Origin of the sequence: Actinoallomurus acaciae (assembly GCF_042429965.1) — a bacterium.
Classification (GTDB): domain Bacteria; phylum Actinomycetota; class Actinomycetes; order Streptosporangiales; family Streptosporangiaceae; genus Actinoallomurus; species Actinoallomurus acaciae.
The window spans coordinates 1-5,803 of sequence record NZ_JBHLZP010000500.1 but is presented as its reverse complement, the minus strand read 5'-3'; the positions used below and the strand labels follow the sequence as shown (position 1 = coordinate 5,803).

Here is a 5,803-nt window from a genome sequence, read left to right as displayed (position 1 = left end):
CGGCCGGCCGTCGCCGCGTTGTAGACGAACGAGAAGACCGTGCCCACGACGACGAGCGCCGCCACGGCCGCCGCCAGACGGCGCAGCCACCGCCGGGCGAAGGAACGTCTCGCCGGGACGGGCGGGCCGGCGGCCGGCGCGTCCGCGGTCTCTTCCGCGCCGATCAACTACCGGCGCTCTCGACCACGCGGGCCCAGTCCTGCAGGAGGTCCTGGGCGGTGTCCCGGTCGGCGCCCTCGGCCCACAGGTGCGTGACGGCCTCGGCCGGGTCCGGCAGCACCAGGATCCAGCTCGCGTCGTCCTCGATGACGCGTACGCCGTCGGTGGTGTCGACCCGCCGGTCGCCGGCGGCCTCCACGACGTGGCGCATCACGCTGCCCTTGGCCGCCCACGGCGTGGGCACGGACCGTTTGAGCAGGTGCGCCTCGGGGATCCGGTGGTCGATCTGGGACAGGGTCAGGCGGGTGCGGGCGACCAGCCCGAGCATCCGGATGAACGCCGCGATGCCGTCCACCGTCGGGCTGAACTCCGGGACGATGAACCCTCCGCGCCCGTCGCCGGCGAAGATGTTGTCCTCCGCGGCGGCGGCCTTCGTCAGCACGTCCTGCGAGGTCGAGGTCCACTCGACCTGCACGCCGTGGAAGCGGCACACCTGCTCGGCCACGCGGGTCGTGGTGACCGGCAGGGCGACGCGGCCGCCCCGCCGCTCGGAGGCGACCAGGTCGAGCACGACGAGGAGGCCGCGGTCGTCGCTGATCAGCTCGCCGTTCTCGTTGACGAGGGCGATGCGCTCGCCGACCGGGTCGAACCGTACGCCGAACGCCGCCCGGGAGGATGACACGAGCTCGCCGAGGCGCTGCAGGTCGCGCATGCGCTCGGCGAGGGTCTCGGTGGGCGACACCTCGTCGAGCCGGTTGTTGACGGTGAGGACATCGACGCCGAGCCGGCCGAGGAGCTGCGGCAGGACGAGCGAGGCGGTGCCGCCCGCGCAGTCGATGACGATCTTGAGCTCGGCCTCGCGGACGCCGCGCATGTCGATGCAGCGCTGAAGGTCGCGGACGTAGGTCTCCACGACGCGGGAGGGGTAGGACAGCTCGGCGATCTCACCGGGGAACGCGCGGCGGTACTCCTGGCGGCCGAACACCCGCTCCAGCTTCCGCTGGGCCGCCTGGGACAGGTCGGCGCCGTGCTCGTCGAGGAAGACGATGTCGACGCCCTGGGAGTCGCCGGGCGTCGTGCGGATCACGATGCCGCCCGCGCAGTCCTCACGCGCCGTCTCGTACCGCGCGACCGGGATCGGGCACGCCTCCAGGTCCCGTACGTTGATCGCGCTGGCGGTGAGCGCGCTCTGCACGGCCCGGTTGAGCGTGCGGGCGGCGCGCGAGGCGTCGCGGGAGGCGGTGACGCCGGCGCCCTTCTTCAGGGTCGTGGCGTACGCGCTGGCGAGCCGTACCGCGAGCTCCGGGGTGATCTCCACGTTGATCAGGCCGGACACGCCGCGCGGGCCGAACAGCGTGCGCTGGCCGCGCGACTCCCAGATGACGCTCGTGTTGACGACCGCCCCGGCCTCGATCGTCTTGAAGGGGTACACCTTGACGTCGCTGGAGACGTACGCCTCGGACTCGATCACGCACTCGTCGCCGATGACCGCGCCCTCCTCGATGCGGGCGCCGGCCATGACGTCGGTGTTCTTGCCGACGACGCAGCCGCGCAGGTTCGTGGACGGCCCGATGAAGACGTTGTCGTGCACGACGGCGCGGTGCAGGAACGCGCCCTCCTTGACCACGACGTTGCTGCCGAGCACGGTGAACTCCCGCAGCTCGGCGCCGGCCTCGACCTTGGCGTAGTCGCCGATGTAGAGCGGGCCCTTCAGGACCGCCTCGGAGTCGACCTCGGCGCCCTCGGCGACCCAGACGCCCGGGGAGACCTCGAAGCCGTCGGGCTCGATGTCGATCTTTCTGGACAGCATGTCGGCCTGGGCCTTGAGGTAGCTCTCGTGGGTGCCGACGTCCTCCCAGTAGCCGTCGGCGACGTAGCCGTACAGCGGGGCGCCCTCGGCGAGGAGCTTGGGGAACACGTCGCCGGACCAGTCGACCGGCTCACCCGCCGCGACGTGGTCGAGGACCTCGGGCTCCATGACGTAGATGCCGGTGTTGGCGGTGTCGGAGAAGACCTGGCCCCACGTCGGCTTCTCCAGGAACCGCTGCACCCGGCCGTCGTCATCGATGATGATGATGCCGAACTCCAGCGGGTTGGGCACCCGCTTGAGCGCGATGGTGACGAGCGCGCCGTTCTCCTTGTGGAAGCGCACCAGGTCGGTCAGGTCGATGTCGGTGAGCGCGTCGCCGGAGATCACCAGGAAGCGTTCGTCGCGCAGGGCGTCCTGGGCGTTCTTGACGCTGCCGGCGGTGCCGAGCGGCATCTCCTCCGTCGCGTAGCTGAGGCTCATGCCGATCTCTTCGCCGTCGCCGAAGTAGTTGCGCACGAGCGCGGCGAGGAACTGCACCGTCACGACGGTCTCGGTGAAGCCGTGCCGCTTCAGCAGGCGCAGCACGTGTTCCATGATCGGTTTGTTGACCACCGGCAGCAGTGGCTTCGGCTGGTTGGCCGTCATGGGCCGCAGCCGCGTCCCTTCCCCACCCGCCATCACAACCGCTTTCACGGGAGCCACTCCTTTGCGATGGGTGCGCCGATCATGGTCTGGGTTCCGCTCCCTTCAGTTCGCCGGGACTGTGCACGATGCGGACGAGCCGCCGGACCTGGGCGGTGTACAGAGCGGCCGCCCACCAGTACAGGCCGGTCCCCCAGAGCGTGAACGCCCAGCCGACGACCTTCGGCACCGTGGCCCAGGAGCCCGAGTGGGCGCCGAGCAGCAAAAGCGGGAAGGCGTAGAGCAGGCAGAGGGTGGCGGCCTTGCCCACGAAGTGGACCGGGAGCGCTCCGTAGCCGTGCCGTCTGAGGACGTAGAGCGGGATGCCCATGTAGACCTCGCGGGCGACGAGGGCGACGGCCAGCCACAGCGGGACGATGTCGCGGACGACCAGGCCGACGAGCGTGGCGAAGATGTAGAGACGATCCGCCGCGGGGTCCAGGAGCGTGCCGATCCGGCTGGTCTGGTCGAGTACCCGGGCGAGCTTGCCGTCCAGCCAGTCCGAGAGCCCGGCGAAGACCAGGATGCCCAGTGCCCACCAGTCCTGCTTGACCAGCACGAGCCACAAGAAGATCGGGACACCGAGCAGACGGGCGAAGCTCAATGCGTTCGGCCACGTCCACAGACGGTCGTTCAACGGCCACCTCCCGCTCCCCAGCGCTGGTCATGACCTTACCTGTCGGTACTGGCGCGCCGAATAAGTGGTGCTGGACACAGCCGGAACAGGCCATTGACCGCGCACGCTGCCCGGACCCATGACCTGCGCCCCGCCGGTCGCGGGAGGGGATCGGATCTTCCCGGGCCGGGCCCGTCCGGCATCGGCCAGCCGGGGAGACGGCGCTGGCCCCGGCCACGCGCCACGTGTTATTCATCGCGGCCGGACCGCGCCGGCACGCCCCCGTCCGCCGCCCCCGGGAGGACCCGTGCCACCTCGACGCAGTTTCCACTCGGATTGCTCCGGCTGCTCTTTCGCCAAGACGCAGCGGGGATACCTGATCGCGGGTCGCTGCCGGCAAGACCCATCCCCGCCCCCTTTTGAACCATGCCCTCACGGCTCGTGAGGCGCCACAGATCAGCGGGCGTGATGCCGGCGAGTGCTCGGCGAGAAGAGTCACGACCCTGCGCACCCACATCCGATTTGCGGACATCATAGGTCCTGCACATACCGCGTGCACATGCATATCGACTGGCTGAATTCCGGACGCATTCGAGTCCATCGATCCAGTCGCCCAAATTACGCCATAACGTCCGCCGGCCACCGGCTCCGCCGGTGCGCCGGGCGCACGGAGGGGCGCCGGGCGCGCGCGGCCTGAGCCGTCGAGGCGTCCAGCGCCCGTATCGCCGGCCCCCGGATGCGCGTCGGGGCCGGCCTGTGACGGAGCCGGACCTTCTGGGGCGGATCGAAACCCCGTCATCTTCTTCTCGTTCCGCCGGCCAGGCGGGCTGGGCGGTGCGGTTCGTTGGAGATCCACAGAGGATCGGCACACCCGCTGACCTGGTGGAACACTTCGAACGTAACTCCATGTGCCGGAACGGCGGAAGGGGCTCGGACGGACGTAAATTCACAACCGGCGCGGCGCCCGGCCGGTAACTCCCCACCGCCCGGCGCCGCGTGCACCGCCGACCGGGCCCTACCGGGGCTCACGACGCGGACGCCGGCCAGGGCACCTGCGGCGAGCGGTAGAAGTTCACCGCCAGCGCCGACCAGCGTGGGCCCTGCGCCGCCAGACGCAGCCGGAAGTCGCTCCACGTCCGCGCCGCCCGCGGCGACCAGCCGATCTCGGCGATGGCCGGCAGCCTCGGGAACGCCATGAAGTCGATGTCGTCGTCGGTGACGATGGTCTCCGTCCACAGCGGGGCCTCGACGCCGAGGACGTCCCCTTCGGTCACGCCGTCGACCAGCGCGGCCGGGTCCCAGTCGTAGGCGTCCCGCACCTCGACGAGACCGGCCCAGTCCTGGCCCAGGCGGGTCCTCTCGTCGTACTTCATGTCGAGGTAGGCGCGGTTCGCCGGTGACATCACGACCTTGGCGCCCTGGGCGACGGCCTCGCGCGCGGTCCGCGTGCCGCCCTCCGAGCCCGTGGCGGTGTTCCAGTACTGCGCGACCGACCCGGCCGGGAGCCTTCCCGCGCCGATCTCGCTCCAGCCGGCCGGCCTCTTGCCGTGCCCGGTGACGATGCGGCCGGCCCGGCCGATGTAGGTCGCGTAGTCGGCGGCCGTCGTGCTGTGCGCCTCGTCGCCGCCGATGTGGAGGTACGGCCCGGGGGTCAGGCGGGCGAGCCGGCCGAGCACGGCGTCGAGCAGCTCGTACGTCACGGGCTTGGCGATGCACCAGGAGCTGAACCCCACGTCGGTGCCGGTGTAGAGCGGCGGCGCCTGGCCGTCGCAGTTGAGCCGGGCGTACGAGGCGAGGGCCGCGTTGGTGTGGCCGGGCCCGTCGATCTCCGGCACGACCGTGATGTAGCGCTCGGCGGCGTACCGGACGATCCGGGTGTAGTCGGCCTGCGTGTAGTAGCCGCCCCTCCCGCCGCCGACCTCGGTGCTCCCGCCGTAGGCGGCCAGGCGTGGCCAGCCGTCGATCGCGATGCGCCAGCCCTGGTCGTCGCTCAGGTGCAGGTGCAAAGTGTTGATCTTGTACAGCGCGGCCAGGTCGATGTACCGCTCGACCTGGCGCACCGTGAAGAAGTGCCGGGCGACGTCGAGCATCGTGCCGCGCCACGCGAAGCGCGGGGAGTCCTCGACCCGCACGCCGGGCACCGTCCACGGGCCGTGCTGGACGGTCGGCGCCTCCACGGACGGCGGGAGGAGCTGGCGCAGCGTCTGCACGCCCCGGAACAGTCCCTCCGGCGTGCCGGCCTCCAGGCGCACGGACGTCCCGGTCACGGCGAGGCGGTAGGCCTCGCCCGTCTCCCGGCCGGACAGGGCCAGGGAGATGACGTCGCGCGAGGCGCCGCCGGCGACCACCGGCAGGGGGTAGCCCGTGGAACGGCGCAGAATGCCGGCGAGATGGGCCCCGGCCGTACCCGACCCGGGCCGGGCGACGATCCGGGTGGCGCGGGTGAGGGTGAACGTCACTCCCGGGACGGTCCGCACCGAGGAGGGCTCCGGCACCAGCCGCGGTGCGGCCGGGGGCGGCCGGGCGGCCGCGGGAGC

The 5,803-nt window shown here is 71.5% G+C and carries 4 protein-coding genes; all 4 read right to left on the bottom strand.

Translation table 11 applies throughout. From position 1 onward, the window contains the following. Positions 1-163: 163 nt before the first annotated feature. A complete protein-coding gene (locus ACFFNX_RS39995; RefSeq protein WP_378211374.1) occupies positions 164-2,662 on the bottom strand; it encodes a sugar phosphate nucleotidyltransferase in 2,499 nt (832 codons plus the stop codon). A 31-nt stretch (positions 2,663-2,693) separates the two neighbouring features. Next, a complete protein-coding gene (clsA, locus tag ACFFNX_RS39990) occupies positions 2,694-3,287 on the bottom strand; it encodes a cardiolipin synthase ClsA (protein ID WP_378211372.1) in 594 nt (197 codons plus the stop codon). Between the two features lie 227 nt (positions 3,288-3,514). Continuing rightward, positions 3,515-3,673, bottom strand: a complete 159-nt coding sequence (locus tag ACFFNX_RS39985) for a DUF397 domain-containing protein (RefSeq protein WP_378211371.1) — start codon at positions 3,671-3,673, stop codon at positions 3,515-3,517. Positions 3,674-4,291: 618 nt separating this feature from the next. After that, positions 4,292-5,803: beta-N-acetylhexosaminidase (locus ACFFNX_RS39980; protein ID WP_378211370.1), on the bottom strand; the 1,512-nt coding region annotated here is incomplete at its 5' end.